At 50.3% G+C, this 25,597-nt stretch carries 19 protein-coding genes; 9 read left to right on the top strand and 10 right to left on the bottom strand.

Features of this window, described 5'->3' with window-relative positions; genetic code table 11:
• Positions 1-125 precede the first annotated feature (125 nt).
• From rhuM to QEH52_RS05525, 6 genes are all read right to left on the bottom strand, one after another.
• Positions 126-566 carry a RhuM family protein gene (rhuM, locus tag QEH52_RS05550; RefSeq protein ID WP_308949102.1) on the bottom strand — a complete coding sequence of 147 codons (441 nt, stop codon included), beginning with the start codon at positions 564-566 and terminating at the stop codon, positions 126-128.
• Positions 567-672: 106 nt separating this feature from the next.
• A complete protein-coding gene (gene dsr2 / locus QEH52_RS05545; protein WP_308949101.1) occupies positions 673-4,617 on the bottom strand; it encodes an anti-phage defense-associated sirtuin Dsr2 in 3,945 nt (1,314 codons plus the stop codon).
• Between the two features lie 102 nt (positions 4,618-4,719).
• Complete coding sequence (locus QEH52_RS05540) at positions 4,720-5,340, bottom strand: hypothetical protein (protein ID WP_308949100.1); 621 nt, start codon at positions 5,338-5,340, stop codon at positions 4,720-4,722.
• Entirely contained in the window at positions 5,337-6,566 is a 1,230-nt protein-coding gene (locus QEH52_RS05535; RefSeq protein ID WP_308949099.1) for a restriction endonuclease subunit S, read from the bottom strand. Before QEH52_RS05535 ends, QEH52_RS05540 begins: the two co-directional genes overlap by 4 nt.
• Positions 6,567-7,192: 626 nt before the next feature.
• Positions 7,193-8,344 carry a PDDEXK nuclease domain-containing protein gene (locus QEH52_RS05530; protein ID WP_308949098.1) on the bottom strand — a complete coding sequence of 384 codons (1,152 nt, stop codon included), beginning with the start codon at positions 8,342-8,344 and terminating at the stop codon, positions 7,193-7,195.
• A 5-nt stretch (positions 8,345-8,349) separates the two neighbouring features.
• Complete coding sequence (locus QEH52_RS05525; RefSeq protein ID WP_308949097.1) at positions 8,350-10,860, bottom strand: type I restriction-modification system subunit M; 2,511 nt, start codon at positions 10,858-10,860, stop codon at positions 8,350-8,352.
• A gap of 201 nt (positions 10,861-11,061) precedes the next feature.
• Between QEH52_RS05525 and glgB the strand changes: the two genes are divergently transcribed.
• Both glgB and QEH52_RS05515 read left to right on the top strand, forming a co-directional pair.
• A complete protein-coding gene (glgB, locus tag QEH52_RS05520; protein WP_425609278.1) occupies positions 11,062-13,269 on the top strand; it encodes a 1,4-alpha-glucan branching protein GlgB in 2,208 nt (735 codons plus the stop codon).
• 140 nt (positions 13,270-13,409) lie between these two features.
• Positions 13,410-14,189 carry a response regulator gene (locus tag QEH52_RS05515; RefSeq protein WP_308949095.1) on the top strand — a complete coding sequence of 260 codons (780 nt, stop codon included), beginning with the start codon at positions 13,410-13,412 and terminating at the stop codon, positions 14,187-14,189.
• 38 nt (positions 14,190-14,227) lie between these two features.
• Here the strand turns inward: QEH52_RS05515 and QEH52_RS05510 are convergent, their stop codons facing one another.
• On the bottom strand, positions 14,228-15,328 hold the full coding sequence (locus tag QEH52_RS05510; RefSeq protein WP_308949094.1) for a type IV pilus twitching motility protein PilT: 1,101 nt from the start codon (positions 15,326-15,328) through the stop codon (positions 14,228-14,230).
• 7 nt (positions 15,329-15,335) lie between these two features.
• On the bottom strand, positions 15,336-16,727 hold the full coding sequence (locus QEH52_RS05505; protein WP_308949093.1) for a type IV pilus twitching motility protein PilT: 1,392 nt from the start codon (positions 16,725-16,727) through the stop codon (positions 15,336-15,338).
• 149 nt (positions 16,728-16,876) lie between these two features.
• On the opposite strand from QEH52_RS05505, the gene QEH52_RS05500 reads away from it, so the two are divergent.
• The 7 genes from QEH52_RS05500 (at position 16,877) to QEH52_RS05470 (ending at position 23,521) form a co-directional block, all read left to right on the top strand.
• The gene (locus QEH52_RS05500) at positions 16,877-17,092 is read left to right on the top strand and encodes a SlyX family protein (RefSeq protein ID WP_308949092.1); all 216 of its coding nucleotides are present in this window, start codon (positions 16,877-16,879) and stop codon (positions 17,090-17,092) included.
• 58 nt (positions 17,093-17,150) lie between these two features.
• Positions 17,151-17,984 carry a 1,4-dihydroxy-2-naphthoyl-CoA synthase gene (gene menB, locus QEH52_RS05495; protein WP_308949091.1) on the top strand — a complete coding sequence of 278 codons (834 nt, stop codon included), beginning with the start codon at positions 17,151-17,153 and terminating at the stop codon, positions 17,982-17,984.
• A complete protein-coding gene (locus QEH52_RS05490; RefSeq protein WP_308949090.1) occupies positions 17,972-19,537 on the top strand; it encodes an endonuclease/exonuclease/phosphatase family protein in 1,566 nt (521 codons plus the stop codon). Before menB ends, QEH52_RS05490 begins: the two co-directional genes overlap by 13 nt.
• A 72-nt stretch (positions 19,538-19,609) precedes the next feature.
• The gene (gene metG, locus QEH52_RS05485; protein WP_308949089.1) at positions 19,610-21,148 is read left to right on the top strand and encodes a methionine--tRNA ligase; all 1,539 of its coding nucleotides are present in this window, start codon (positions 19,610-19,612) and stop codon (positions 21,146-21,148) included.
• Positions 21,149-21,166: 18 nt separating this feature from the next.
• Positions 21,167-21,532, top strand: a complete 366-nt coding sequence (locus QEH52_RS05480) for a nucleotide pyrophosphohydrolase (RefSeq protein ID WP_308949088.1) — start codon at positions 21,167-21,169, stop codon at positions 21,530-21,532.
• A gap of 51 nt (positions 21,533-21,583) precedes the next feature.
• On the top strand, positions 21,584-22,066 hold the full coding sequence (locus QEH52_RS05475) for a Dps family protein (protein WP_308949087.1): 483 nt from the start codon (positions 21,584-21,586) through the stop codon (positions 22,064-22,066).
• Positions 22,067-22,096: 30 nt separating this feature from the next.
• Entirely contained in the window at positions 22,097-23,521 is a 1,425-nt protein-coding gene (locus tag QEH52_RS05470; protein WP_308949086.1) for an NAD(P)H-binding protein, read from the top strand.
• Positions 23,522-23,564: 43 nt separating this feature from the next.
• Here QEH52_RS05470 and QEH52_RS05465 read toward each other — a convergent pair whose 3' ends face one another.
• Both QEH52_RS05465 and QEH52_RS05460 read right to left on the bottom strand, forming a co-directional pair.
• Entirely contained in the window at positions 23,565-24,680 is a 1,116-nt protein-coding gene (locus tag QEH52_RS05465; RefSeq protein WP_308949085.1) for an exosortase-associated EpsI family protein, read from the bottom strand.
• Between the two features lie 3 nt (positions 24,681-24,683).
• Positions 24,684-25,592 carry an exosortase/archaeosortase family protein gene (locus QEH52_RS05460; RefSeq protein WP_308949084.1) on the bottom strand — a complete coding sequence of 303 codons (909 nt, stop codon included), beginning with the start codon at positions 25,590-25,592 and terminating at the stop codon, positions 24,684-24,686.
• Between the last annotated feature and the right edge of the window lie 5 nt (positions 25,593-25,597).

Raw genomic sequence — 25,597 nt, 5'->3', positions numbered from 1 at the left:
TTTTTAACCACAGATTTGCTACGCCATCTCCGGCAGACCTACGTCACAGAGAACACAGATGGAAGTGGCTTGGCTGCTGGGTGAGTGCGTTGTTTCAGATCTGTGTATATCTGTGTGATCTGTGGTTAAGATTCTTTGCCTCCTTCGAGGCGTTTGATTTCACGGTCGAAGTCGGAGATGTATTCCTGGTCCTGTTGCTGGCGGAATTGCTCGTATTCGGTCTCAGCTTTGAGCTTCGCCTTCAGGGCACTCACTTTGCCTTTGTCCTCAAGAATGGGGTAGTGATAGCCGACCGCAATGATGGCATCTAAATTATAGAAATCGACCATGCGCTGCACCTCGCGGCTGCCTTCTTGTCGAACTGTTTCCATTTTGGAAACAGTTGCCGCCTGTTCCAACTCTCCAGATTCGAAGATATTCTTCAGGTGCTTGCTGATTGCAGGGATCTTTACGCCAAACAACTCCGCCAGCGCACCTTGCGACATCCAGAAATTCTCATCCTGAAAGACGACTTCGATCCGTTGCTCGCCATCCGACGTTTTATAGAAAATGAGTTCGTTTGACATAAGCTAAATCTTTATATTTTGCGTTTGGTGCCTACGACTGTCTCGTTCGACCCCTTCGGCTGTCTGAACAAGTTTTTGACTCCCAGCGGCACCATATAATGAAAATTCATATCCACCGATTACGAATTTCGGCGAATTCATCCGTTGATTGGCATATGCGTTGCCAAACCTCAATGGCATCAGGGATTGAACTATGACTAGCCAAATATAATCGGTTTAGTTCCGCTGCTAATCCGGCGGCTTCTTCTCGTATAAATATTCGATCAGAAAAATCCTTACCTGCAAATTTGTAATCAGTTTCTTCAGCTAGTGAAATTAACCCAGATAACGTGTCTGTTTCTACATCGTTGCTAAATAGTGATGAGAATTTTCGAACCAGAGTGCTCATTACGCTAATAGAAAGTCCAAGCTCACAATTATGCCGCCATTTAATTTTAAGAGCCAGTTGAGTGATGACTGGCTTTATGATGTGGGGTGCCGTCTCTTGGTTTAGCATCTCCACCATTAAGTCAATCCCATGGATTGCTTCAATAACATGATCTCTAGTGTTAGATGACAACAACCTGTTAATTTCAGAAACAGCATGATTAATCTCATCTGATTCATTCATGGATAAGGCGACTTTTAACCTAAGTGCAGAAATACCTATGTCGTTTAACTCGTCTAGTATTCTCCGAGCAGCTTCAATCGAAACTTCAAGCTCATGTTTTCGGGCTTCAGGCACGATAACTCGGGCAAGCAAGTTCTCCATTTTTGAGAATCGTCCTTTGAATTCACCATATATGTCCATCCAAACTGACTCGGATGCATTTTTTTTCAAAAGCTGATCTTTATCTCCATCCCACCACTCAATGATTTGGTTGGTAAACTCTTCAATTTCAACTTTTCTCCAATCAAGCATCTTATTGGCCCCCAAAATTTCGTGGCATAACGGAATCTGACCACCAAGTATAGAAACACCTTTCTCTGTTTGCTTACTTTGGATTGGGAAAACTGCTTTATGCAAATACTCCCTGACCCTTTCTTCGACTGACGAATTCAGAGGATGTGGCATTTTCAGGAATGCAAATCTGTAGAAACCTGTCTGAGCAGGCAAATTATGTTCGTCGAGTTTAGACCAGATTACACGCGCAAATTCAGATTCTTGTGCCTTATTCAGAAGCCCCCATTCATATAGCTTAGATAAGCTGAGAGTCGCCCATAGTCGGCCACCAGAATCAGAGTTCTCCATAATGCTGACCAAACGCTCAATTAATTCTTCATCTGGTGTCGCTAGAGAACCAATAATGTCATCCGGCACCTCGACAAATAACAATGGATTCAAGAAATCTCGATCTTCAATAACAGAAAGTCCCCCTAGAATCGGGAATTCCAGTAGCAGGGTAATGAGTTTTGGATATGAAGACTTATCGAACGAGTTGATTAATCGCTTTGTTAACGATCCGATCTTGTCGTATTTACTTCGGTCTGAAGATTCATAAACACCCTTGAGGAAATCCAATATGATGAAGCGTTTCTCCGACGAGCACTTAGTTGCTAGCCTCGATAGTATCTCTGGGACAATTTTGGCGAGTAAAATTCCGAAATTATCTCGGTAAAAACCACTGCCTTCAGCAATGTCGATTTGAGCCTTTTCAAGGGTGGCTAAGTAGATGTCGATCAAGTGATCAACTTGATCTTGCGACATTTTGCTCAGTGCTTGTCTGTCGTAGAGTAGATCAGCCAACTTCGGGTCTCCCAGTCGGAGTAGAGATGCAGTAGCCCACGAAGGCGAATAATCAGATATCCTAGTTAATGCTCCAGCCCCCGATTTTGCACTGAAATTGCAACCTGGGATACGAAAAACAATACCAGTGTCCTCTAAAAACCTAAGGAAAGCATACCCAGTCAAAGCCTCTTTGTCACCACCACATAAATGATGTGTCTGTGAAACCTTGCCGATATCAAAATCTGGAGTTTCAGTTACAGCCTTAGGTTTGCTTGCAGACTGCTCCAGTTGGGCTGTAAAGATCCTGACTTCATCCCAAGGATCACATTTATATTTTTTTAGATCGTCCCATCTATTGTGATAATTCCTGAGTTCATCAAGTCTAGTCGTGTTGCGCACTTGGCGAAGTAAACTATCATGCTCAGATCCCGTCGTAGCATCGCTTTTTCGAATCACCTTCTGCCACTCCTCTTTCGGATTACGGCTGGTTGATTCAATATCTTGAATTGATCTTAGCCGATCCGTTCTGCTGGGATGTGCAGTTGCTTGTTCGTCCTGAATATCAAATTTTGCGAAAAAGAGTTTTCGCATATCTTCAATCTCATTCTCGCTGGGGGCAATAAGATGCGTGAGGAACGCCGCGGCGTCTTTCACAAACTTGTAAAGCAGCATCACATATGATTCTTGTGACACTAGGCTATAGTCGTTAGATACAGGTTTCAGGTTGAGCTTGGAGCGAATCTGTTCAAGCGAGTTAGAAAGTATAGATGCGGCTTCATTTACTTCACCGATCTCTGCAAGCAGCATGGCTCGCTTTGCTTCCATATGCGGCAACGACTCGTTCACTGGCCATTCGGCAATTCGCTTCCTTAGCTCTGGGATGTCGATGCTAAAGAGAGCAAATAGCGCACGTTCATAGTATACGCTTGCTTGCTGGTATGCGGATAAATTTCCCCATATACTAGCTATTTTTCCGTTGGTTGTGTCCCATTCTGGGTGAAAACCCTCTTCACGATAGTAGCGCATGAGGTGGATTTTTAATTCAATCCATTTTAGCCTATCCTCTGCTCTTGCTGATGTGTCGTGAGTAGGGCTAGGCGCATCTTTGGGGAAAAACATCCATCTGTATTTATCTAAAATCGCAGTAATGAATTCAACCTGATCATTAAACAGCGGACATAGGCATTTGTTCATGCGCCATACTAGTTCATAGATCCACTCGAAGGCGATTTTATCGGAGATTTCGCCAATTTTATTGATGAAGCGACACCAATGCTCGGTATGATTCCATAGGGTTTCCCTGCGATCCTGAGGCACTACTACCCATCCTGGGTAGGAATTACGTTGTTCTTTCCATTTCGCCAGTGTGGCCTGCGCTTGAAGAAGCTTATCTTTCTGGAGATCCGGACTTAGTTTAGAGCTCTCATATGGCCATCCGAGGGCATTTTCTGTGTCTTTCTTTGACATTAGGTAGTCGAAGAACCTCTCCAAGCCTTCATAATATCCATGTGCGCCCACACTGGCGCAGTCTGCCATATTGATGACTACGGTATTTCTAGCCTCAAGAAGTTTCTTTTGGGCATTGGAAAGGTTAACAACACCGACCAGATAGATTTTCGGAGAACTCTTGTGTCCTAGGTTGTCGCGTATCCAACCAATCCACTGCAGAAAGTTGGGATCATCTCCTGAAAAACCTACCAGACAGAGTGTATTCTCCAGAAGCGACTGTTGGACTGTATTTACAAAGGGTGCGTATTCTTTTGGGTATCTGCGGTAGTCCTCTTCCGTAATTATGAAAGGTCGCTCGGATGGGAAACTTCCGTGGAGTTTGATGATTCTTGGCTGCTCAGAGTAGACTAAGTCTTCCTTGTTCACGACCACATCAAATCTCTGTGATGAGATAGAGACTGCAGCACGTTCTAACAGCGTATCATAGTTTGTTGTGAAAATATCTGCCCAAGGAAGTTCCAACAGCTTCGTGTGTAATGCAGAAGGTTCATAGTCCAAGTCAGGGATGACATTTCTCAGTAGCTGATCCAAGACAGGACGGCCTAGAGCCGCTTGGACTTCATCCGCGAGTTTAAGCACGTTCATATACTTCCTGGAGTCCCCCGGCATTTCGCCATGAACCTTCTCGTAGAATAGATCGCCCAACTCAGTCCAGTCAGGGAACTTGGTGCATGATGTGCTATTAGGTTTTGCATTCTTGCTGAATCCTGCCCCGACCATGATAGCAGCATGTCCAGACCATAATCGATCTGCTATCTCATTCAGATATGGACGAATGCTGTTCGCAATTTTCAGAGGTTGTGTGTTAGTGCGATTGGTCACGTTTTTATCCATAATAATTTATCAAAATTTTCAAGGTTGTTGATCGGCGTGTCTCCCTTATTAGCCATACTAGAAATGGAAGAGGATTTGGAGTCGCACACTTCAATTACTAATTTATCCAATTACAAAAAGCATGAGCAACGCTTCATGAGGATCGTCCGGAATAAAGAATGTATAATGGCTCTCGTAGATTGTCCCAGTTCGCGCATTGTCAGCGGGCATTCTGGAAAACCAAAGCTTGCCATCGATCTCAAGCTCTGTCGGATATTCCGCTCGGAGTCGGCTCAACACTTCGTCCGGAGCATCTTTCGGAGCGGTGCGATAGGTTTTATCCAGTTTTATAGGATCAAACACCATTACTAGTTCACCGTATTCGAGTGCTTTATCCGGTCGGTCGGTTGCAAAAATCGGTGCATTCGTTGGTTCTACATCAATACCTTCTTTCGAGACATGTTCCAAGTGCTTCAAGCTGACTCCTCGATATAGAAACTGTGGGCGTTTAATTGTTGGGAAGAGCTCTCCTGCGATAAAACTCAAAGCACAACCGAGATTTAACCTTTCATTTTTATCTCGTCTCGCGACCGATAGAGTGAGCGGCTGCTCTGCTACCATTTTAATTTCGACTAGAGGGCAAACGCCAAAGTTCGAAGCGCCATCAACGCGCTTCTGAAGACCCGCGAGCGAGCCAAGTTTTGTTGATGAAGTGGGTGTGTGCTTTGTCTCGTTATCACTCATACCAATCGCGTTTTTCCGGTTAAGAGTTCCTGCATCATGCCTTGTTTGATTTGGCGGGCTTTGCTCAGCTTGGATTCCAAGGCGTCGAGCTCGCTGTCCATGTCCGATAGGATGGCGGCGATGGCTTCACGCTCCTTTGCCTCGGTCGGAAACGGAATCTTAAAAGAATTAAGACTGCCATTTGTAATCTGATTAATGGTTGCTCCTAGATGTTCATTAATCTGTTGCTTGATGACGTTGGACTGAAACTGATAATGAACGAAGTCATGGAAGGCAGTTCGGAATACGCACATAAAAGCGCCGAATGTCATGCCGTTCGCGCGTTCGTCTATTATGGCACACTTTCCTATTAAATTCCTGCTTCCATTCCGAACGCAAATTAGAATGTCCCCCGTGCGAACCATTATTCGTTCATTTATGTCTCGGTTTACGAATACATTATTTTCAAAGCATAAAACCCCATTCTGAACATTGGAGGATCGTAATACGAGCACCCCAGATTCGCTTACTTCATTCGGGCTGTATGTAAGTCCGATTAAGGATTCTCCAATCTCACCCAGCGTCTTCACCTCCCAGTCCCCAGAGAACCCCGGGAGGCGTTGTTTGCCGGTGAGGAGGGCCTGCATACTGCCTGCTTTGATACGGCGTTTTTTGGCGATGAGTTGCTCCAGCGATTCAATCCACGCATCCGTATCGCTCAAGGCCTCCGCGATCGCTTCTTGTTCGGCTTTGGTGGGCGGGAGGGGGATTGGGATAGTTTCGAATTTATCCTTAGGTAAGTGGGCGATGCTAGTCTTTGTCACATAGTTCTCAAAGTATCCAGATCTAGAATACGTTTCGAAAATTGCTGCCATGTAATTGACATTGTATGAACGCTTTGGCCTTAGCCGATGAATGGCTTTCTGGTAATAGCATTCTTCGATTTCATCCTGCCATATGGCTGACCGTCCAACTTCACCACCTTCGCAGACTAGGAGGTCTCCCTTCCTTAATCTGAACCTTTGGAGGTCCGACGGTGAGAGTTTGATTTTGCTAAGATTACTGATGTCGATTCTGCCCCATTGAACTGAGCTATTCCCTAGGTATGGCTTTTCAACTCCCACATTCTTTTCGGAGTCCAGCATCTTCCCCAGTTTAATGTGAAACTCTTGGCCTACGGTTGATACGTTCCAGTCCTCTGGAATCACTCCGACCTCAGTTTGCTTGTAGCCTTCTGTTAGTTGCATACGAATCCCATCTGTTCCGCTGACGCGGTAAATTGATAATTGGAAGTGGAGGGTGATAAATTGAAAATGGATAATTGAGAATGATTGGATGATGCGGCGGAGCAATGATTTGGGGATGCGTTCTTTGACTGTTCAATTTCGCAGACGGTGTCTGCGGTTTCTTTGTGAAGCTGGGTTGCTTGCTGCCATCTTTTGAAACGAAGCGTGTTAGGGACTCAATGAGACGGGGACGCTGGCTCCCTCCTACGCTTTGCAAGCTACGGCGGGCATGAAAGCGCCGCGCTACGATTGTCGATTTTTGTGCTTTTTTGTGGCTAAAACTCAGTGGCTCTCGTTTGGAAAGGTCAGACGCTGTCTGGCCTTTTGGTTTCTGGTTTAATATCTGGCATGTTATTAGGTTCGGAGTTCCGCCTTTAGGCGGTTGCGTGTCGCTGACCTTTACGCCGCTGCCGCCTAAAGGCGGGACTCCAAACCTTTTGAACTGATCGCTGTTTAAGCCCGCTTGACTTTTAATTGTGGCTTGGCCGAAATTTCGCGACGGTGTCTCGGATTTTGTGCGACGGGTAGATTCGTCCGACGCTGTCGGACGAATGTCTGGCGTGTAGGCACTCATTATCAATTTTCCCTTATCCATTATCAATTATCGATCCTCCATCCTCAATTTGCGCCGACACGCTATCGATTTGAGCGATCAGTTCGTCCTTGCTGGGCAAATACAGTTTGTATTCGGAGGCGTGGATGTTGCTATCTTTTGGGAGGGTGATTTCGACGAGTGCGTCTTTTTTACGTTTGCACAGGACGATGCCGATGGTGGGGGCTTCGGCGTCGGTCTTTACGTGGCGGTCGTAGTAGTTCACATACATCTGCATCTGCCCGAGGTCTTGATGGGTGATCTCGCCGATCTTGAGGTCGATCAATGCGTAGCACCGCAGCAGGCGGTTGTAGAAGACGAGGTCGATGAAGTAGTGGTCTTCGTCGAAGGTGAAGCGTTTCTGACGGGCTTCGAATAGGAAGCCTTTGCCGAGTTCTAAGAGAAAGTGCTCTAGTTTGTCGATGATGGCGGTTTCGAGCTCGTTCTCTGAATAGGCGGTGCGTTCGTCGAGCCCGAGGAACTCTAGCACGTAGGGATTTTTGACGAGGTCGGCAGCTTGCTCGACGATCTGCCCTTGTTGGGCGAGTGCTTTGAGTTGATCCTTGTCGCGACTAAGGGCCAGGCGCTCAAAGAGGCTGCTGTTGATCTGACGCTTGAGTTCGCGCAGGCTCCAGTCGTTGGCGGTGGACTCGATTTCGTAGAAGCTACGCTCATCGGGATTGGAGACGGAGAGCAGGGCGACGTAGTGTGACCAGGAGAGCGGGAAACGAGCGGCAATCTGTCGCAGTGCGTTCTGTGGTAGTTTGCGTAAAGATTGGTCAGACAGCGTCTGGCTTATCTCTGAAGGGAGTGCGTTTGATGGTTCAGATGCTGCTATGTCTACTGGTTTTAAAGATTCAACAGACAGTGTCTGTTGAATCTTTTGATAGCTTAAGAAAAATTCTCGAAATCTACGGAGGTTGGTGGGAGATATCCCTTTTAGACCAGTTTGATTGAGACGTTTAGATAGGTCGTCAATTAGATGTTTTCCGTAAAGCTCTGAGCGTTCGGCATCTGCATTTTCAAATTCGACGAGATACCAACCAAAGAGCCAGTTGCGAACGACGAGGGAGGAGTCGACGGCGCGGACTGCTTGCTTTTGAAGCACTTGCTGAGTGCTTTGGAATAGGCTGACTAGATGTTCCATATCCTTCATGCGTTGAATCCCATCTGTTTGAGGTGAGCGCTGACTTTCGCTTCCAAATCGGCGGTTCGTTCGGTCAACGCGCTCAGCGGTGCCTCGTAGCGTTCGGCGAGTTGTTTTACTCGTTGAGTGAGCGCCTGCGTGATGCGGTCGAGTTCGCTGTGGGTGCGTTGTTGCAAAGTCGCGAGCCATTTGTCGTCGACGGCGAGCGTCTGGATCTCGGCTTCCGTAAGCTTTGGGTATTTTTCGTAGGCGAGGACGTCGAGGGCGAGTTCGGCGTCTTTGATCGCTTTCTTGAGGGCGGCTTCGCCTTTGTTGAGGTCGAGCCAGCGCTGGAGCACTTCGGACTCGGTGAGGCTGGGAGCGCTGATCTCCTGATCGGCCTTTTCTGACGTGGTGCGAATGCGGAGATTCGCGATCCCGGGGCCTTTGGCTTTGAGCTCTTTTAGGCGTTTGCTGACTTCGGCCTTGTTGATCTTGTCTAGTTCGGCGAAGGCTCCGTCTTCGGCGCTGTGCTCTTCTTCGAGTTCGGCGCGTTGGGCTTCGAGGGCTTCGAGCTCGGCTTGTTGGCTCTCGATTCGGGCTTGCTCGGCGGCAAAGTAGCGGGCGACGATCAGCTCCTTGGGCACGAGGTCGCAGGCCCAGCCTTTGTCCTTTGTTTTGCCGGTCTTTTTGTTGGTCTCGGTGATCCGGTAGGTCTTCGCCTGCCAACCATCAATCGCGATCAGGTAGGTGTCGTCTTGCAGGACTTCGCTCCAGTAGTCCATTAGGTGTTGATAGACGGCGTAGGGGTCGATGAGTGGCTGGCCTTGGTAGTGGGCGAGTAGGTCTTCCGAGAAGTCGTGGATGAAGGTCTTGGGATTGAAGCCTTGGGCAAGCGCACGAAGTTCGGTGCGTTGTTTGTCAGCCCAGGCTTGAAAGTGATTTTCGAGGCGCTCCCTAAAGGACACGAGATCTGGGTGCGCTTGTAATTGCGAATGACTGATGGCGGAGGACGACGACGCGGATGATTTGCCATCCGCCATTCGTGCTTCGTTATTCAGCGCGACGTAGCCGTCACGAAGCGGCTGGAATAAACTGGCGCGTAAATTCGGACAAACCGCCCAGTATTTCTCCAAAGCGTCGACGTCGCGTGCGGGGATGCCGCCTTGCAGGTGGGCTTCGATGTCTTGCAGGTCTTCGGCGGCGCGGTTGTCGATGTAGCGCGGTAGGTTGAGGTTGAAATCGTTTTTCTCGATCTCTTCGAAGCCGACGGAGCGGGCGTAGCCTTTGACTTCCACGCCTTTACTGTAGGCATCGACGATCTGATGGATGTCGCGGGAGCGGAGGCGGTTCTTGTTGCCGTCTTTGATGAAGCCGTTGGAGGCGTCGACCATGAAGATACCTTTGCGGGCGTGGGCCTCGGACTTGTCGAGCACGAGGATGCAGGCGGGAATGCCGGTGCCGTAGAAGAGATTGGCAGGTAGGCCGATGATGGCCTTGAGGTAGCCCTTGCGGATGAGCTTCTTGCGGATCTCGGCCTCGGCGTTGCCACGAAAGAGGACGCCATGCGGGAGAATACAGGCTCCCTTGCCAGTGCTCTTGAGGGAGCGGAGGATGTGGAGCAGGTAGGCGTAGTCGCCTTGCTTGTCGGGTGGGGTGCCGAAGTGCTTGAAGCGCTCGTGTGGGTCGTCGGTGGTGTGGACGCCTGTGCTCCAGCGCTTGTCACTGAAAGGGGGATTGGCGACGACGTAGTCGAATTGTTTAAGGCTGGCACCTTCGAGGAATTTCGGGTCGGCGAGGGTGTTGCCTTGGGCGATCTCTGCGGTGGGGTTGTTGTGCAGGATCATATTCATCCGGGCGAGGCCGGAGGTAGTGGCGTCCTTTTCCTGTCCGTAGAGCGTGAGCTCAGAGCTGGCTTCGTCGGCGACCTTCAGCAACAGCGAGCCAGAGCCGCAGGTGGGATCGTAAACGGTGGTGGAAGCGCTGGTCTGCGCAGAGCCGATGTCGAGCACCTTGGCCATGATGCGGGAGACCTCGGAAGGAGTGTAGAACTGGCCCTTGCTCTTGCCGCTCTCGGTGGCGAAGTGGCGCATCAGATATTCGTAGGCGTCGCCCAGGATGTCGTCGCCCTCGGCGCGGTTCTTAGAGAAGTCCAGCGCGGGCTCTTCGAAGATGCCGATCAGGTTGGTCAGGCGGTCGACCATTTCCTTGTTTGAGCCCAGCTTATTGGGGTCGTTGAAGTCAGGGAAGTCGGAGAGGGAGAGCTGTTGATTGGCTTCGACTAGAGGCGCGATGATGGCCTTGTTGATCTGGTCGCCGATGTCCTTGCTGCCCTTGAGCGCGGCCATGTCGGCAAAGCTCGCACCTGCGGGGATGGTGATCGGCGCGAAAGGCTGGCCCGCGTATTTATCGGAGATGTATTTCAGGAAGAGGAAGACGAGTACGTAGTCCTTATACTGAGAGGCATCCATGCCGCCCCGGAGTTCATCGCAGCTCGCCCACAGCGAGGAGTAGAGTTCAGATTTCTTAATGGCCATTGATTATAAATATGCGGAGCTACGAGTATTCGGGGTTCTTTTGCGGTTTTCGTGGGCGTAAGTCAGTGCTTCTTTGTTATTGAGATAATATGTGGACTGAAAGCAGAAAGTTCAGTTGCTCAGAAATAGTGAACAAATTTTGCTTCCGCGAAGCCATCTAAGAGACTTGCATGTTGCAGTAGATTACATTGACTGTGGGGCGTGAATATATCCCAGAAAGAGATCGAATCCATTACTACTGTTAAATGTGCCCAACCTCACGGGGTATTGGGAATGCATCCCCACCAAAAGGGGAAAAAGAATTGTTTGATTGTTCGTGCTTATTTGGACGATGCCAAGAGCTGCGAAGTGGTCGATGTGGCGGACGAAAGTGTGCGCTACGAGCTCAAGCGTTTGACTAAAGATGGCCTCTTCGAGGGTGTCATCGCGGATCGCAGCGAGTTCTTTAAATACCGTCTGCGAATTGAGCGTTATAACGGCGAAATTCGTCAGTTTTACGACCCCTATAGCTTTCTTCCGACACTCTCGGAAGATGATGTGTATCTCTTCAGTGAGGGCAATGATCACTTCGTGCACCGCAAGATGGGTGCACAAGTGCGCACCCACGACGGCGTGCTCGGTGTATCTTTTGCCGTGTGGGCGCCGAATGCGGAGCGCGTCTCTGTAGTCGGCGACTTTAATCACTGGGATGGACGCTATCACATGATGCGAAGCCTCGGGGCTTCTGGCGTCTGGGAGTTATTCATCCCCGGACTCGAGCCGGGCATGAAATACAAATACGAAATTGGCGCACGCCAGGGCTTCCCGCTGCTAAAGACGGACCCTTACGGCACCGCGTTCGAGGCACCTCCTTACAATGCCTCGATCATTTGCGATGTGGACCGCTACGAATGGAAGGATGCGGACTGGATCGAGCGCCGCGCCAACACCGTATGGAAAGATCAGCCAATCTCTGTCTACGAAATGCACGTGGGCTCATGGAAGGCGGTAGTAGAAGATGCGGCGCGTCCTCTCGGGTATCGAGAGCTCGCTCATGAGTTGGTCGGCTATCTCAAAGACATGCATTATACGCACGTCGAGTTCATGCCTCTATCGGAGCACCCCTTCGATGGCTCTTGGGGCTATCAGGTGACGGGCTTCTTTGCGCCGACCTATCGTTTTGGCACTCCCGAGGATTTCATGTATTTGGTAGACACCTTGCACCAAAATGGGATCGGCGTGATTATGGACTGGGTGCCCGCGCACTTCCCGACAGACAGCTTTGCACTGGCTCAGTTTGATGGCACGGCGCTCTACGAACACGCAGATCCGCGTCAAGGTTTCCACCAAGACTGGGGCACTCTCATCTTTAATTATGGTCGCAACGAGGTGCGCGGCTTCCTGATTGCCACCGCATTGGCTTGGTGTGAGCGCTACCACATCGATGGCTTGCGCGTGGATGCGGTGGCCTCGATGCTATACCTCGATTATTCCCGTGAAGAAGGGCAGTGGATTCCCAACAAATATGGGGGCCGTGAGAATCTCGAAGCGATCGATTTCTTGCGTCAAACCAATGACCTGGTACACAAATATTACCCTGGCACACTTATGATTGCAGAGGAGTCGACATCATTCCCCGGCGTGACTAAGCCGACTGCGGAAGATGGGCTCGGTTTCGACATTAAGTGGAATATGGGCTGGATGCACGACACTCTGGAATACTTCCAGAAGGATCCGATTTACCGTAAGTATGAGCACCATCAGCTGTCCTTTGGTATGCTCTATCAATATTCGGAGAACTTTACGCAGGTATTCTCGCATGACGAGGTGGTGCATGGTAAAGGCTCTATGCTGCTCAAGATGCCTGGCGAGCCGATTTCGAATAAGGCACATCAATTACGCCTGCTCTACGGTCTGATGTGGATCTGGCCGGGCAAGAAGACACTCTTTATGGGCTCTGACTTTGGTCAGTCTGCTGAGTGGAATTACAACAAGTGCCTCGATTGGCACCTGCTGCAGTATCCTGATCACCAAGGTATTCAAATGGTGGTGCGTGACCTGAATAAAATCTATCGTGAGATTCCCGGTTTGGCGCAGGGCGATAACGCCGCGGAAGGCTTTGAATGGATCAATTGCACCGATGCGGAAAATAGCATTTTGACTTTCTTGCGTAAGGGCAGTGAGACGACCGACGATATAGCAGCGGTGGGGAACTTTACGCCTGTCCTGCGCGAAGGCTTCCGAGTGGGTGTGCCGCACGCTGGTTTCTGGAAAGAGATCTTGAATACCGATGCCAAAGAGTATGGCGGCCTCGGCTTTGGCAACAACGGTGGCGTGCAGGCTGAGCCTGTTGAATGGGATGGACGTCCATATTCGATCAAGCTGGACCTCCCCCCGCAGTCAATGAGCTTATTTCGCTACCAAGGCTAATCCTTTAACTGAGAAAATTATACGTGTTTCAGCCACTTGACCCTATCAAAGCGACGTTTCAACTTAGTCGTTTGCTTTCAGACTCTGAATATGATCGCGAGCGACAATTGCAGCGGGCTCTGAAACACGTTGCGCTTTGCGTGAATGCAGATCGAGCCTATTTGAGCTTATGGCAGGAATCTAAGTTAAGTATTCGCACGATTGCTCAATGGCAGATTGAGCAATTGGACCCGATGCCCGAAGACACGATTCGAATGGATTATGTATCTAGCTTGGAAGAGTATTTTGGGCAGAATCGCGGGATGTTTAGCTTACAGCGCGAGAATATATTTTCACATTATCGTCTGATAGGTGTGCTTTGCTTGGAGTCGCGTGACCCAGTGGATCGGCTGAGTCACGATGAGCAACAGTTTGTCAAAAATGCGGCTTACATGCTGACGCCTGCGCTACAACAATTAGGGGTCACGGTGGGGATGCAAGAAATGGATCATTTAGAATCGGAGCGTGCCAGTGATGCGCATCATGATCTTGATGCAGTGGCCCCTGAAGGAGATGCGCCGCATGTGTTGATCGTAGAGGACAACAAAATCAATCAGTTGACCATACTCAAAATGATGCAACGCTTCGGTGTCGTCGTTCATACCGCAGACGATGGTTTAAATGGAATTGCTGCCTGCCAAAAGCAGAAATTCGATTTGATTCTAATGGATCTAAGTATGCCCAATATGGATGGCTTCGATACGACACGAGAGATTGTGACAAGTAGTTCTTTGAATAAGAACACACCAATAGTCGCGGTCACTGCAAATGTGGCCAAAGATATTAAGAGTCGCTGTTTGCGCGTGGGTATGACGGAATTTGTCTCGAAGCCCTTACGCTTGGGACGAGTCGAGCAACTCGTAAAGACTTACCTACGCTAGCTACCTAGCGCTCGGTAAAGTGGGGGATTGACGTGCCATTAGACCTCATAGCCCTGCGGGAAATTCCCAGGCTGCTGCGCCTCACGTGCTAGTATGTATTTCTCGAAAGTGGCCTTGTTACTTGCCTTCATATAAGCTTCTTCCGCGCTTATTTGCTTGGACTGCAGGAGCCTCTCAAGGGATGCATCCATGGTGATCATTCCTTCTTGCATGCTGCTTTCGATGATCTGACGTATGCGGCTAATTTTGCCACTGCGAATACAGGTCGCCAAGGCATCATGTTTTAGTAATATTTCGTGAGCTGCTACGCGGCCACCACCTATTTTTTTGCATAGTAGCTGCGAAACGACCCCGTTCAAACTGGAGCCTAGCATGGTTCGCACTTGGTTCTGCTCGTCAGCGGGAAAAGCGTCGATTACGCGATCAATCGTCATGGGCGCATTATTGGTGTGCAATGTCCCAAATACCAACATGCCCATCGAGGCACAATTCAATGCCAAGCGAATGGTTTGGACGTCACGCATTTCGCCGACCAGCAAGATGTCAGGGTCCGCGCGCATGGCTCCGCGTAGTGCGGCGGCGAAGGACTGACTGTGTTCGCCTACTTCGCGATGCGCGATCACGCTTTGCTTGTTGCGGTGCACGAACTCTACCGGGTCTTCGATCGTGATGATATGCTTGCAGGATTGCTCATTGATCAGATCGATCATGGCCGCTAATGTAGTGGACTTGCCACTACCCGTGGGCCCGGTCACAAAAACCAGCCCCGCGCGTGCAAAGCAGAGTGTTTGTAGCACCTCAGGTAGATGAAGTGACTGAAAAGATTTAATGTCGGCGGGGATCAGGCGCAGCACGGCTGCAGTGCCCCAGTGATTATAAAAATAATTGGCGCGAAAGCGGTCGCCGGTTTCGATGCCATAAGCGAAGTCGAGCTCTTTAGAACTTTCATATTCTGCCCACTTCGCCTCGTCGCACAATTCTTTTAGCATTGAGTTGAGAACTTCCTCTGTGAGTGGTGTTTCACTTAAATCTTTGATCGAGCCCGCGATGCGCGCACGTACTGGTGTGCCGACCGACAGGTGCAAGTCGGACCCCTCTGTTTCCAGTAATTGATTGAGGTATTTATCGATGATTGGCATGGCGACCTTATGTAGTTTGATAAGTCGGTTTTTGAAGCATGATCAACTCTCGTAGTTGCGCACGTTTCATTTCACTCTTTAAATTTTTAAGAGCGACTTCATCGCTAATTCGGTCGCTTTCCCATAATGATAAGATCGATTTATCCATGAGTCGCATCCCTTCAGCGGAGCCGGTTTCCATCACATTCACGAGGCCTTCGGGCTTATTCTCATGAATCAATGTGCGAACTGCGGTATTATTGAGTAGCAACTCATATGCGAGAGCCATATGCCCGTCCGTAGAGGGGACTAATCTTTGGCAGATTATGCCACGCAATGCGTGCGAGAGCATCACTCGAATATGTGTTTGTTGAGAGGCCGGGAAGACGTCTAACACACGGTTCAAAGTGTTGGCGGCATCACTGGTGTGGAGTGTCCCGATCACCAAGTGCCCGGTTTCGGAGGCAGTGATCGCCATTTCAATCGTTTCCAGGTCTCGTAATTCACCAATTACGATGATGTCCGGGTCTTGTCGCAGCGCACTCTTCAGGGCACCTGCAAAGCTATGAGTATGGACGCCCACTTCTCGCTGAGTAATTTGGCAGGACTTGGAGCTTTGCACAATCTCAATCGGTTCCTCTACAGCGATCAAGTGCTCTTCACGTGTGCAGTTAATGTCATCGATCATCGCAGCCAGGGTGACACTCTTGCCTGAGCAGATGGGGCCCGCGACTAAAATGAGTCCGTTCGGGTAAGTGAGCAACTGGCGAATGGGGTCTAGATCTTCGAAGCCAAGATCTTTCAATCTCGGTATCTTACTTGGGACTAAGCGATAAGTGCCTGCCATGCCTTCTTTATGTTGCATCAGGTTCACGCGATAGCGCCTGCGAAGGCCTAAGGTGAGGGCGAAATCCAGGTCGTGAGTGGATTCGAATTCTTCACGTTGGGCCGAGTTTAATAATGCCGAGTTTAACACCTTCGACGCGTCCGTAGCCAGCGGGGCTTCATCTAAGTAGCGCAGCGCGCCGTTGTGTCTGACGAAGGGACGCGCGCCTGCGCAGAGGTGCAAATCGCTGCTGCCCAACTCTTGTAAGGCAGCCAGAATTTGCCGCATGTATTCGGCGGCAGTCGTTTCGTCTGAAATCGAGTTAAGCTCGCTCAAGTCAGGCATGGACTCCGGTAATTCGAAGCGAACTTGCTGTGGGGCAGGGGGAGGAGTGGACGCTATGGACGCTGTGGCCGCGCTGCTGGGAGACTCTACAGGCTGAAACGGATTACTCGCAGGTTCTGCTTCTAGTGAGCGCGCATAGGCAAATTCGACTAAGTCTTGCAGCGCGTCAAAATCGACACAGGCTCGTTCTCTTAAGAGCTCCTCAGCAAAGGGCACGATCTCTGCGTCTTCGCCCAGCGACTGTGCCACCGTTAAACAGGGTTGCAGAGAAAAAAGCTTTCGCTCTAATCCCAGAAGCACTAACCACTGTATCTCCTTTTTCAATTCTTGCAGTGTAGAGTACAAACACAAAGGCATTCAATCTTTATCATTCCCGTTAGGGCGTTAACTATATTTATATGAGTTCAGAATCACTACAATCTTTAGAGACCCGGCTGGCGTTTCTTGAAAAGCACGTGGTCGAGCAAGACGCGGAGATTTATCGCCTGACGCAGCGCATTGATACGCTAGTGAAGGTCGCTAAGGAGCAGAAAGCACAGTTGGCTGCAGTGGCGGAACTCAACTCTCAGAATGCGGGTGACATGCCTGCCGACGAAAAGCCTCCGCATTATTAATGCGAAAGAGCGTGCAAGACTGTTGTCATCGAGCATTTTTCCGTTCTAGCATGTCTGCATGAACTGGAAAAAAGTCCGCGAATTTGAAGATATCATCTACGAGAAATGTGATGGTGTCGCTAAGGTCACAATCAATCGTCCGCATCGGCGCAATGCCTTCACGCCCGATACGGTCGCTGAATTAATTGCAGCGTTTAGCGATGCCAAGGATGACACTTCCATTGGCGTGGTGTTACTCACAGGCTTCAACCCGCAGACTGATGGCAAATTTGCCTTTTGTGCGGGGGGCGATCAAAAGATTCGTGGTCACCAAGCGGGCGGCTATGTGGGCAAGGATGGGGTGCCACGCCTCAATGTATTAGATCTGCAAAAACTGATTCGCTCGATGCCTAAGGTGGTGATCGCACTCGTCGCGGGTTATGCCATTGGCGGCGGGCATGTGCTGCATGTTGTGTGTGACCTGACGATCGCGGCAGACAACGCTATATTCGGACAAACCGGGCCCAAAGTGGGTAGTTTTGATGGAGGCTTTGGCTCTAGCTACTTGGCACGTATTGTGGGCCACAAAAAAGCACGCGAAATTTGGTATCTATGCCGCCAATACAATGCGCAAGAAGCTTTGGATATGGGGTTGGTCAATAAGATCGTGCCCTACGAACAACTCGAAGACGAAGGTGTGCAATGGGCGCAAGATATCTTGCAGCACAGTCCGCTCTCCATTCGCTGCCTCAAGGCTGCCTTTAATGCCGATGTGGACGGGCAGCAAGGCTTGCAAGAACTCGCGGGCAACGCCACCTTGCTGTATTATTTGACCGAGGAGGGCGAAGAAGGGCGAAAAGCTTGGAACGAAAAGCGTGCTCCCAATTACAAAAAGTATCCATGGCTGCCTTAAAACATACTATCTTTCTTCCTGTTCTCGCCGCGTTGTCACTGGCTTCTGCCGCGTGCACGGCGCAGGAAAACACGCAAACGCCGGTTACGAGTGCCGTCGTGTCACAGGAGGGTGTGCCGTCGTCTAAGGACTTTGCGGTGGTTACCTACAACGTCGAAAATCTCTTCGATGTCGATGGCATCGCCTTGTTCAACGACTATAAAATGGACCCCGAGAAGGGCAGTTCAGGTTACACCCGCCGTAAGTTTCAGACCAAATTAGAGGGCGTCGCACAGGTGCTCCAAAACGTCAATGACGGTGCTGGCCCTGAAGTGATACTTTTTGCAGAGCTGGAAGCAGACTTCACACCCGAGTCCACAGTTGCAGACTACGAATCCTTCCTGCGTGCGCACCAGCATCAGACGATCGCCTCGATGCTGGGGGCGGAGTGGTCTGAGGATTACGCCGGCTATCCGGCATCGGCGTGGTTGCTCAAGTCGCTTGCGGATGCCGGCATGACGGGCTATGAGGTGGTGACTGCACCTTCGCGCGGGATGGACTCTGGCATCGCGCATACCAACGCAGTTTTTTCCAAATTCCCGATTCAGAGCGTAGAGCGCCATCCCCTACAGCAAGCGCGCGATATTCTCGAAGCGGAACTGGATGTGCACGGCCAGCCGCTTTACGTGTATGTAAACCACTGGAAGTCCGGTGCATCCAACCCTGAGCGCGAGTACATCCGTGTCGATAACGCCAGCGTGTTGCGTCGCTTGATTGATGCACGCTTGGCCGCCGACCCGCAGGCCGACGTAATTATTGCAGGCGATCTCAACTCGCACTATAATCATTCGCTGCTCTACCCTGAGATGGAAACCGGCATCAATGATATACTTGGCTCCGATGGGGACGAGCGTTTCCAGCAAAATGACCTTTACAATCTTTGGTTTGAACTGCCTTCCGAACTACGCTTCTCCGAGGTCTGGCGCGGACACCGCGGCACCCTCATGCACTTGATCCTCACGCGGGGGCTGTATGATGGCGCGGGCATAAGCTATATTGATGGCAGTTTCGAAAAGCTAATTGTGCCCGGTCTCAATACTGATGCGATCGGTCGCCCCATTAAATGGAACCCCGGTGGCGAAACTGGCAGTGGTTTTTCCGATCACTTGCCCCTGCTCGCTCGCTTCAAGCTCGGCCCCTTTAGCGCGACTGGCGAATTGAGCCGTGGCGACGACGCACCAGACTACGAGCGCAAATTGAACGTTTCGGAGTATTTGGGCACACTCGATCTGCAGGACGGTGGTTTTCTCAGCGATTTGGACGACACTCAGTTAGCCGAGCATGTGGCACACCTGTATAGCGTCAATGCGGTGGTCAAGAGCATCAAGCCCTTCCGCATTCAAGTTGGCGAACGCGTCTGGCGGGCCTACTATGCAGACCGCAGTATTATTGCCGAGGAAGGCTTGCCTAGTTATCAGAAAAACAACGCCGGTAAGGTGCGTCTGATTGTACAGCCCAACTTTTATTACGGTCGCAGTCAGCTGATCGTCGAAGACATTTTAGGCGAGTGGTAAGCGCTCAACTTACATTTACCAAATCCCGCGCTTGCGCCCCTCTGGGAAATCTCCCAAGTTCCACGGTTTCTTATGAGCAAAAAGTTCTACATCACTACCGCAATCGACTACGCAAATGGTTCCCCACACCTCGGGCATGCCTACGAAAAAGTGCTGACTGACATCGTCGCACGCTTTCGACGCTTGATGGGCGACGAAGTCAAGTTTCTCACCGGTCTCGATGAACACGGGCAAAAGGTCCAAATGTCGGCTCAGCAAGAGGGCATTACGCCGCAAGAACGCTGCGACCGCTTAGCAGTTGAATTCCAGGGCGTCTGCGGCCGTCTGCATATTTCCAACGACGATTATATTCGCACCACCGAAGCGCGTCATAAAAAGGTCGTGCAAGAGATTCTACAAAAGCTCTACGACAAGGGGGAGATCTATAAAGCAGAATACTCTGGTTATTACAGCAAGCGCCAAGAGCAGTTTGTTACCGAGAAGGAAAAGGTTGATGGCGAATGGCCTGAGATTTTCGGCGAAGTCGAAGAAATCATCGAAACTAACTACTTTTTCAAGCTCGCTCAATATCAAGACTGGCTGGTAGATCTGATCAAGAACAACGAAGAGCTGATCTACCCGCGTTTTCGTGCTGCCGATGTGCTGCAATTTCTTAAAGAGCCGCTCAACGACCTCTGCATCTCCCGCCCGAAAGAGCGCTTGGAGTGGGGGATTGAACTCCCCTTCGATGCCGACTTTGTTACTTATGTTTGGTTCGACGCACTGACTAACTATATCACAGCAGCTGGTTACGGCACCGACGAGTTTGAACAGCACTGGCCTGCCGACTATCACGTGATTGGTAAAGACATTCTGGTGCCGCCACACGCAGTTTATTGGCCAATCATGCTCAAGGCGCTTGGCATCGAGCAGCCTAAGCACTTCTTGGTACACGGTTGGTGGCTCAGTTCTGGAGCCAAGATGTCCAAGAGCACCGGCGATGTCGTCAACCCGCTCGACCTGATTGAGCAATTCGGCGCCGACGCCTTCCGCTACTTTGTGACCCGCGAAATGAACGTAGGGCAAGACTCCGAGTTCTCACTGGAGCTTTTCATGAGCCGCTACAATAGCGACCTCGCCAACGACTTAGGTAATCTTGTTAGTCGCCTGCTCAATATGGGGGGGCGTTACACCGAGGGTAAAGTGCCTGCCGCTGAAGTCGAAGATGCCCCAGAAAAAGAGCTTAAAGCACTCTGGGCGAAGACAGAGAGCGAACTCGTGAATCTCTTCGAGGATTTCCAGTTTCACAAAGCACTCGACCGTATCTTCACTTTCGTCTCTGGCATTAACAAATACGCCGAGACGCGTGCGCCTTGGAAGCTCGCCAAGTCTGACGACGCAGCCGACCAAGCCGCACTGCGCACCTCGCTTGCGACCATGGCGGAAGCCCTGCGCTTGGCCGTAGTCATGCTCACGCCTGTCATGCCAGAGATTTCTGATAAGATTCGTGCGCTCGTGGGGGCTGAGAGCTTTGATCGCCTCGAAGGTCAGCTGGAGTGGGGCAATCGCCTCCAAGGCCAAGCTCTTGGCGAAAAGACCATCCTATTCCCTCGTCCTGAGCGTAAAGCTTAGGCGTACTAAAAGCATTCGATGAACGACAGCGAGACTCAGTTGCAAGCAATCAAAGACCGTGTGCTCGCTTTTGCGAGTGAGCGGGATTGGCAGCAATTTCACTCGCCTAAGAACCTATCGATGGCAATCGCAGCCGAAGCTGCCGAGCTGATGGAGCACTTCCTTTGGCAAGGCAGCGAGGCTTCGCGTAGTGATGTCAACTCCGACAAGCTACGCGACAAGGTCGAAGAAGAACTGGCCGACGTCTTTATCTACGCCATCGAATTCGCCAATGTCGCCGGCATCGACATCGCCGAGATCATTGAGAAAAAGATGCAGCGAAATGGCGAAAAATATCCCATCGAAAAATCCAAGGGTAAGAGTCTGAAGTATACAGAACTCTAACAAAGTTTCGTGCACGTTTGATTTATCTCTTAGTTTTGCTAGCCTGTGTGCATGGCTAAAAAGAAATCAAAATCCCGATCTGTAAAAACTGCTGAAACTTCAAGCCGCGTGGTTGAAGGTTTGCGCCTGGTTGTAGCCGATAGTTATGCGCTATTGGCTCAAACCCATATTTGCCACTGGAACGTTCGTGGCCCTTCATTCTTTGCATTGCATGCCGCTTTTGAGGAGCAATACACTGAGCTGTTTGCCGCGATCGATGAAGTTGCAGAGCGCATCCGTGCTTTGGGAGCCCTCGCGCCCGGTGGCTTAGGCAATTTGGCGAAACTCGCAGGCACTCCTGAAATTGCCGAAGATTCGAATGCCGATGATATGGTGAAGCACCTGTTAACGGTGAATCAAAAATTGGTGGACGATATGAAAGCGACGCGCGACGCCGCAGGCGATGCCGGCGACGATCAAACCGAGGATCTGATGATTGCACGCATTCAAGTGCATGAAAAGACGATCTGGATGCTCAACAGTTATCTCGCCTAAGCTTCCTCCGGGCCATCAACCCTAGCTTCCTTGAGCGAACGCAATTCCGACAAGCCCTTAATCGCCGTAGCTGGCGCGAGTGGTTTTGTTGGTTCACACCTCAGACGGCATCTGTCTGAGGTGTTTCGTTTTCGGGCACTGACACGTAGCCCCAACATCGTTGCACAAGGTAACGCGGCGCATGCCACTGAATGGAGGCATTGTGATTTATATTCATTACCACAGGTTACCGAAGCTTTGCAGGGCTGTGAACTGGGACTTTACTTAGTGCATTCGATGGCACCATCGTCGCGTTTAATGCAGGGCTCTTTTGAGGATACTGACTTGCTATTGGCGGACAATTTCATCCGTGCAGCCGAAAGTGCCGGTCTGAAGCATGTCATTTACCTGAGCGGCCTAATGCCTGCGGGCGACGAGTCCCTGAGTCCACACTTACGCAGTCGCTTGGAAGTGGAGCGCGTGCTCAAAAGTCGTTCCGTAAAAGTGACGGTCCTGCGTGCAGGGCTCATTTTTGGCCCAGGGGGATCTTCTTTTTCGATGTTGATCAATCTGGTTAATGCACTGCCAATCATGCTGCTGCCAGCTTGGGTGCGCTCAATGACGCATTCGATCGACATCCAAAATGTTTGCGAGGCCTTCGAGCTCTGCCTGAGCGATGCTCAATTTGCCTCAGGTGAGGTTTACGATTTGGGCGGGCATGAGCCGATGAGCTATCGGGACTTGATCCTGAAAACGGCTGCAGCCTTAGGCAAGTCGGTGCGCACCTTCAACATCCCGTGGCACCTCTTGGCTTTGTCACGGCATTGGGTGGCGTATTTTGGTAAAGTGCCAGCCGCACTGGTGGGGCCCTTGCAAGAGAGCTTGCGTCACGATTTACGCGCGCGTCCAAACCCATTGTTGGATCGACTTTCCAGCGGTATGATCAGTCTGGAAGACTCCCTCGCTAAAGCTGTTGACCCCAGCGGCGAGCCACGCGCGAATCCACGCAAACAGACTCAGGCTGTCGATGCTCAGCAAATACGCCGTGATAAGCGGGTGCGCTCGGTGCAACGAATGCCGCTACCTGCAGGGCTGGATGCGCAGCAAATCTCACAAGAATACGACCGCTGGCTGAGTCGACGATTTGCTAATCTGATCCATGCTGAAACGGACCAGCTGGGGGTGGTGCGTTTCTATGCATTTTTTAAGCGCTTAAAGCTACTTCAACTTACGCCGACGCCTTGGACTGTCGGTAATCAGCGCCGCTGTGCTTACTACATTTCTGGAGGTTATTTAGCAGCAGATGTGGAGCCGCCTGGACGTTTCGAGTTTCGACTGTTTCCGTCCAACCAGTGCATTATTGCGTCGATTCACGGTTTCGCCCCCAAACTGCCTTGGTATCTCTACGCCTTGACGCAGGCACCCCTACACGCATGGGTGATGCATGCATTTAGCCGGCACTTGGCAAGGTTATAGCGCGATCATGCTCTCAACTCTGTTTGGGGCATCTATTGCAGGTTTACTGCGTCGAACTGGTGGCGACCGTCTCCAATAACGCACGCAATTCTTTGCGAGCTTGAATCAAGCCACTCGCGTCATCTTTATTGGTTAGGGGGATCATTAGTTGATAGGTGTGCCATGTCACATCGCGTTGCCATTCTTTACGAAAATGCACAAAGCTACCAGTGGAATAATCAGGATTAGAGTACCAGACCCAGAACAAATAGGCTGCATTCTGAGACTCGGCTACGATTTCAGTGATATAAACGGGCTCTTCATGCAGGTTCGCGGTCAGAATCTCTTCTGAATGGATGACCCAACCTGAAGTGCGCAAGCAATGACTCGCTGGATGGATTGAGTTGATCTTGCTGCCGCAGGTGAGCGCTAGAATATAAATACCTTGGTCATCGCCAATATAGTAGAACTTTTCAATCTCACTATCTTCTCCAAAGAAGCGTATATCATTTTCGGTGACTTCTTGGGCCTGTCCTAAATATGTGCCGACCTTGCCTGGTGTTAGTGACAGCACCATGGGGGCTCCTTGCTCCGAAGAGGATTCTTCACTTTGCCAAATATAGAGCATCGCTAGCAGAACTGCGCCTGAATAGAGCAGACTACGTGTCTGAACTTTCTTTTCCCATAGTATGTTTATTGTCTGCCAAGCTAGCAATATGAGAGCGGCAGCAAACTTAATAATGTGCCCAGACATCATCCCCGGGTCGCCCACGTAGTAGTTCACCCAATAGGTGGTGCTCGTCACTCCCAAGAAGAGCAAACCAAAGGTTGGTAAAACTCGATACGCATTTTGTCCGCCATAGATCAACCAAAACACTGAAAAAGCCGTGCAAATTCCGCAAATGATCTGCAGCGCATTGATCGCCATATGCATCGCGGCTGCATAGCCTAAAAGAGAGGGGATCAATACGATCAGAACGGTGTAATCCACCGTGGCAACTTCTTCGCGCTTACGAGTCTTGATCCAGACCAGTGGGAATAGGATCGCGAACAGCGTGACAAATATCCAATCGAAGCGATCTTGTGGTGAGTCGCGCCATGCCCGATACATATAGGGCAATTTCGCCCCGAATGGGATGAAGCCAATGAAGAGTAAAGTGAACCTTAAGTAGCGTGGCATGGCTTAATCTTTTACTGAAAAAGGTTCGTTTGGTTTAGACGATTCGTTCGCATCATCAACGTTTGGGAAGGCGCCTCCTATTGCGTAGAAAAAATAGGTCGCCATCATCACAAATACATAGCCCAATGTGGCGTGATAGCTATTGTCGAAGGCAGTTTCTCCAATTACGTCGAAGAGAATGATGGTGATGACCAAGCGAATCGCATTCGCAAAGATCACGACGGGCAAAAGAGTAAAGTAGTGGAGCGTGGCAAATCCAAAATTACGATGTTGCTTCATGATCACTACCACATAGCCGATCAGCAGCAGGACCGCTAACTGCGAAATTCCGCTACATGCATCTGTAATCGCTAGCTGGTAATCGCCCAGATGAATTGTCGTAAAATGGTAGGATATGTCGCGTCCGAAGAGTTGCAGAGCCTCGACTGTGAGCATGGTGGAGATCAATCTGAGGGGGTAGCTAATCGCGAGAAACAGCTGTTCTTGCACGGGTATAATCACCAAGCTCAAAATCATAACCGGCATCAAGCGCAGTGTCCCATGTAATGCGTTGTTGTAGGCGATCACCGAAACTGCAAGTAGCATCATGGCACATCTGACTCCGAGACGTAGCTCGCTTGCCCCAGGTAACTGCAAGGCAAATGGAATCAGTGCGATGAATAACCAAGCGGCGATTTGCGAACGCAGGTCAAACAGATCTCTGGGCTCGAGCTGTTCCATTGCGCGCCATGCTAAGACCAGTGCTAGTATCCAAAGCGGAACCGCATTCTCTCTAGCTGTGGTAAAAAATATAATTTGCGCGAGTGCGTATAGCAGCACACCAGTGAGCAATAAACATGTTAAGGGAAATTCATGCGTCCAGCGACGCATACGCCACCAAAACTCACTGAGACTGCTGGAGATATCATGCATGCGGA

This window comes from Thalassobacterium maritimum, from assembly GCF_031127805.1.
GTDB classification, from domain to species: Bacteria; Verrucomicrobiota; Verrucomicrobiia; order Opitutales; family Coraliomargaritaceae; genus Thalassobacterium; species Thalassobacterium maritimum.
The sequence above is the reverse complement of the archived record's forward strand: the minus strand, read 5'-3'. Positions and strand labels throughout refer to the sequence as shown.

Coding starts and splice junctions, on each gene's coding strand:
- rhuM (WP_308949102.1), bottom strand. CDS start 566: ATGTCAAACGAACTCATTTTCTATAAAACGTCGGATGGCGAGCAACGG.
- dsr2 (WP_308949101.1), bottom strand. CDS start 4,617: ATGGATAAAAACGTGACCAATCGCACTAACACACAACCTCTGAAAATT.
- QEH52_RS05540 (WP_308949100.1), bottom strand. CDS start 5,340: ATGAGTGATAACGAGACAAAGCACACACCCACTTCATCAACAAAACTT.
- QEH52_RS05535 (WP_308949099.1), bottom strand. CDS start 6,566: ATGCAACTAACAGAAGGCTACAAGCAAACTGAGGTCGGAGTGATTCCA.
- QEH52_RS05530 (WP_308949098.1), bottom strand. CDS start 8,344: ATGGAACATCTAGTCAGCCTATTCCAAAGCACTCAGCAAGTGCTTCAA.
- QEH52_RS05525 (WP_308949097.1), bottom strand. CDS start 10,860: ATGGCCATTAAGAAATCTGAACTCTACTCCTCGCTGTGGGCGAGCTGC.
- QEH52_RS05510 (WP_308949094.1), bottom strand. CDS start 15,328: ATGCCAATCATCGATAAATACCTCAATCAATTACTGGAAACAGAGGGG.
- QEH52_RS05500 (WP_308949092.1), top strand. CDS start 16,877: ATGAGTTCAGAATCACTACAATCTTTAGAGACCCGGCTGGCGTTTCTT.
- menB (WP_308949091.1), top strand. CDS start 17,151: ATGAACTGGAAAAAAGTCCGCGAATTTGAAGATATCATCTACGAGAAA.
- QEH52_RS05490 (WP_308949090.1), top strand. CDS start 17,972: ATGGCTGCCTTAAAACATACTATCTTTCTTCCTGTTCTCGCCGCGTTG.
- metG (WP_308949089.1), top strand. CDS start 19,610: ATGAGCAAAAAGTTCTACATCACTACCGCAATCGACTACGCAAATGGT.
- QEH52_RS05480 (WP_308949088.1), top strand. CDS start 21,167: ATGAACGACAGCGAGACTCAGTTGCAAGCAATCAAAGACCGTGTGCTC.
- QEH52_RS05475 (WP_308949087.1), top strand. CDS start 21,584: ATGGCTAAAAAGAAATCAAAATCCCGATCTGTAAAAACTGCTGAAACT.
- QEH52_RS05465 (WP_308949085.1), bottom strand. CDS start 24,680: ATGCCACGCTACTTAAGGTTCACTTTACTCTTCATTGGCTTCATCCCA.
- QEH52_RS05460 (WP_308949084.1), bottom strand. CDS start 25,592: ATGCATGATATCTCCAGCAGTCTCAGTGAGTTTTGGTGGCGTATGCGT.